The organism is Candidatus Streptomyces philanthi (genome assembly GCF_059553635.1).
In genome coordinates, this window is the sequence record NZ_JCANQV010000435.1 from 1 (window position 1) to 3,588 (window position 3,588).

Genomic DNA, 3,588 nt, shown 5'->3' on the forward strand with positions numbered 1-3,588 from the left:
GGACGATTGAATCCTCCTGTAAGCCTACTGCTGACCAGCAGAAAGGCCCCGCCTGCGCGCCACGGGGGAGACGCGCAGACGGGGCGTTCGTGATGCGACTCAGACCAGGGTGATCCCGGCCTGGGTCTTGATGACGTCCACGGCGTCACTGGTGAGCCACCGGAGCGGGACGACGGTCCAGCGGTCGCTACCGGGCTTCCGCATGACGACGGCCTTACCGTCGTGGATCAGCTCGCACCGCATGAAACCGTGATCGCGCTTGAGGTCGTCCGCCAGGTGCTCGCCGTGGATCATCCCTGCTACTCCTGTTCGCGGTCCCTGTCGTCCGCCATGCCGCTGTGCACGTCACCGTTCTGGGAGACGCGGGTGTCCGGGTCGGTCGCCTGCCCTTGGTTGGCCTGCGGGTCCCACGGCTCCCCCGCGTTCTCGAAGTCCTTCCTACCCATTCTTGTGTCCCTTCCGGTAAGGGGGCGTGTCGTGCTTTGGAGACCCGTCCGGCCGCTCGGCCTGTCCAGGGTTGGGCACGGCCGGACGGGGGCTCAGCGGCCGGGGGAACGCATCCCCCCGTACCAGTCGTAGACGTTCAGAGCGGACGCCATCCGCTGGGCCACGGGGGCCGGGATCGGGTCCGGTAGCCACACCTGCGGCTTCCTGGCGGTCGGGGTGCGGGCCCATACCTGGGCGGGGTGTCCCTCCGCCGCCAGGGTTTCCCGCAGCATCCTGGCCGCAGTCAGAGCGGCGATGTCCGCGTCCGTCACCCTCGGCCGGACCGGGAACTCCGGGGCGCGGGCGGGTGCCGCCCGGATGGCCGAAGCCAGCCACCGCAGACCCTGCGGCGTCGCTCCCCCGAGAGGCACCCTGCCGGGGCCGTACAGCGGTGCGTAGCCACCGGGCCGCGCGGCCGGTTCCCCGATGCCCTCCAGGTCGAGTTCCGCATGGTGGGCGGCGAGCATGAACGCCAGGGTGGCCCGGCGCTGCTCGGCGTCACTCGGCCTCATCGCGCCGCCTCTCCTTCCGGGGCTTCTTCGGGTACTGCGGGGACGAGACCCGGTGCACGGCATCCGGCGGGACGGTCCACTCCACGCCGCCGCCTTCCGGCGAGAGGAACGCGGTCGGGCGCTTGCGCCGGTCGTCGGGCGGGTCCGCCGGGTCCTCGTAGCCGGGTATGAGGTCCCGCAGGACGAACACGCGCCCCCACTCGTCGGCCACCGGGTGACCCATGTCCGCCGGGGTGATCACTTCCGCCGCCCGGCGTGGGGGTGCTGCCGGATCTCCACGTTGCAGTCGGACACCCGCGACATGTCCCCCCGACCCCGCGCCTCGGCACGCTGCCCGGTCAAGGCCCGGCACACATCACAATCGGGATCGCCCTTCGGTTCCCCAGAGCCCAACAGCGGAAGATCTACCGGTGGTTGCGAATACGTGATCGGCTTCACGGCCCCGCTCCTCCTGTCGTCTGCGAGACGACGCTAAGGACCGGCGTCAGCCAGTACCTAGGGAGTTCTACGGAGTTCTACGCCTTCACCCCAGCGCGTCGATCGCAGCAGTGATGCGGGCCCGTGCTTCGGCTCCGTAGACGGCGAGCCTGGCGAACTCTCCGAACGCCTTGAGGTACTGCCGCACCTCGGATGGCGCGGTCACGTTCACCTGAGCAGTCAGCAACTCGACCTGGGCCTGTTCCTCGTCATAAACGCTGAAGGTCTCGGTCATCCACATGCCCCGTTCGGCGGTGAACGGGATCACCCCAAGTGAGACGGACGGGAGTGCCATGACCGACAGCAGATAGCCCAGTTGGCCCGCCATCGCCTCAGCGTCGCCGACGCGATGCCGTAGAACCGCCTCCTCGACGAGCAGCGCGAAGCGGTGGTTTCCCTCACGGATCACGTGCGAGCGCTCCATGCGGGCGCTCACGGCCTCTGAAACGTCGTCGCGCGTTCCTCGGAAACGAGCGATGGACGACAGCAGTGCATGGGCGTACGCGTCAGTCTGGAGCAGCCCTGGCACGACGTTGGAGCAGTAGACGCGGAACACCCGCGTGCGCTCGAACAGCGGCACGTACGACTCTTGCAAGCGGCGCATCCCGGTCCGTTGCAACCGCCGCCACTCGACGTACGCGTCCTCAGCGGTCCGGGTAGCGGCGATGAGATCGGCGGCCTGGTCCTCTGCGCCGCAGGCCCGGCACCACGCGCGCACGTCAGCGTCGGACGGCGGGGTGACCGCGTTCTCAAGGCGTGACACCTTCGACGGGTACCAACCCGTCCTACTCGCAACCGCCCTGGCACTGAGGCCCGCGTCCCGGCGCATCTCCCGCAGCCGGGCGGCGACCGCCTTTCGGGCATCCTGAACGCTGGAAGAGGGGGACGCGGGCATGTGCTGGTCGGGACCTCAGATCTTGTACTGGTCGTGGGGTGTGGCCCGCTCCCACACGGCCTCGAACGCCGACGCGCACAGCTTCGCCACGTCGGGCTCGTCGGTGACGTCGTCACCCAGGTATGTGCCCTCACCGGAGAAGTAGCCGAACCTCACCAGCCGGTCATCGAACAGCCAGAAGTCGTTCCCCGGCAGCGCGATATCCGACGCCTCCCGGCGCGGGAGCCATCGGATTTGTTCGCCCGCCGCGACATTGGTGAACGTGCCGTCGTACAGATACCGGGTGTACTCGCTCACCGGCTCCGAAATGATCCGGGCCCGGCGGATGACGACGCCCCGGGCGACAGTTTCAGACACGAGGTCGAGCCACGGACGCCACCACGATGCCCGGTCGTCAGGGTCTGGTCGGTGGCCTGCTTTCCACGCGGCGACGCGCGGAGCTTCGTCCGGATCGTCGTAGTGATCCCGCGTCTCCAGGTGAACTGCTGACCGCTGGCAGTCCGCCAGCAACTCACCGAACGGCGGCGCGCTCTGCCACATCACATGCCTCCCGGATCGCCGCCACCATACGAAGGGGGAGCCGAACTACGTCTTCGCGGTCAGGGACTGGGCCAGTCTCCAAGCACTTCGCCAGCGTCTCGGCCTCGGCCTTCCAGCCTTGCACCACGATCTCTTGCTTCTCGTCATCCACCCATACTGTGGGGCAGTTCGCCCCATCAGTCTCCGGGTCCTTGGCGATGAACAGTAAGGCCATGCCTGCCTCCGATGGGCAGTCGCTTCCACAAGGTTCTACGAGGCTCACCCGGCACGACGCGGCACGTCAAGGACCTCAGGGGGGCGGAAGCACCCCCGGCGCACTCGTAGCGGGCGGATTCCAGGGGCCAGGCCGCGCCCTTGGGTGCTTGCGAATCGTAGGCAGCGATTATGCGGGTGGGGCGGGTCGGCGCCCCCTTCGCGTCAAGTTGTTCGCTCATTCGTTCGCGGAAATGTCATCTCGGTACCTGTCCGAGGTCACGCAGTCGCACTAGCGTCCCCGTCGCACCAACGCAGTGGCCCGGCAGAGGGTCATTGACCGTCGACTGGGAGGTCGGACGTGGCACCGGAGGTATCCCGTAGGCGCGTACTGGGAGTGAGCGCGGCGGCCGCGGGGGCGGCGATGGTCGGGTCGCTGCTGCCGCCGTCGCTCCAGGAGGCGCTGGCCGCCGAGGCCGCGCGGCC

8 protein-coding genes are annotated in these 3,588 nt (G+C 68.7%); 1 reads left to right on the forward strand and 7 read right to left on the reverse strand.

The genetic code is table 11. The annotated features are described in order from the left end of the window. Positions 1 to 99: 99 nt before the first annotated feature. From AC51EU_RS28510 to AC51EU_RS28540, 7 genes are all read right to left on the reverse strand, one after another. Positions 100 to 294: a hypothetical protein gene (locus AC51EU_RS28510; RefSeq protein WP_496269971.1), complete on the reverse strand. Its 195-nt coding sequence runs from the start codon at positions 292 to 294 to the stop codon at positions 100 to 102. 5 nt (positions 295 to 299) lie between these two features. Next, on the reverse strand, positions 300 to 446 hold the full coding sequence (locus AC51EU_RS28515) for a hypothetical protein (protein WP_496269972.1): 147 nt from the start codon (positions 444 to 446) through the stop codon (positions 300 to 302). Positions 447 to 539: 93 nt separating this feature from the next. Then, positions 540 to 998 (reverse strand): hypothetical protein, encoded by a 459-nt coding sequence (locus tag AC51EU_RS28520; RefSeq protein WP_496269973.1) that lies wholly within the window; start codon positions 996 to 998, stop codon positions 540 to 542. Continuing rightward, a complete protein-coding gene (locus AC51EU_RS28525) occupies positions 985 to 1,221 on the reverse strand; it encodes a hypothetical protein (protein WP_496269974.1) in 237 nt (78 codons plus the stop codon). Before AC51EU_RS28525 ends, AC51EU_RS28520 begins: the two co-directional genes overlap by 14 nt. Positions 1,222 to 1,521: 300 nt before the next feature. Beyond that, entirely contained in the window at positions 1,522 to 2,370 is an 849-nt protein-coding gene (locus AC51EU_RS28530) for a helix-turn-helix domain-containing protein (protein WP_496269975.1), read from the reverse strand. 15 nt (positions 2,371 to 2,385) lie between these two features. Further along, positions 2,386 to 2,910 (reverse strand): DUF6879 family protein, encoded by a 525-nt coding sequence (locus tag AC51EU_RS28535; protein ID WP_496269976.1) that lies wholly within the window; start codon positions 2,908 to 2,910, stop codon positions 2,386 to 2,388. After that, the gene (locus AC51EU_RS28540; RefSeq protein WP_496269977.1) at positions 2,882 to 3,124 is read right to left on the reverse strand and encodes a hypothetical protein; all 243 of its coding nucleotides are present in this window, start codon (positions 3,122 to 3,124) and stop codon (positions 2,882 to 2,884) included. The genes AC51EU_RS28535 and AC51EU_RS28540 overlap by 29 nt, the downstream gene beginning before the upstream one ends. Positions 3,125 to 3,463: 339 nt before the next feature. Here AC51EU_RS28540 and AC51EU_RS28545 point away from each other — a divergent pair. Continuing rightward, a partial coding sequence (locus AC51EU_RS28545; protein ID WP_496269978.1) for a twin-arginine translocation signal domain-containing protein occupies positions 3,464 to 3,588 on the forward strand: 125 nt, incomplete at its 3' end.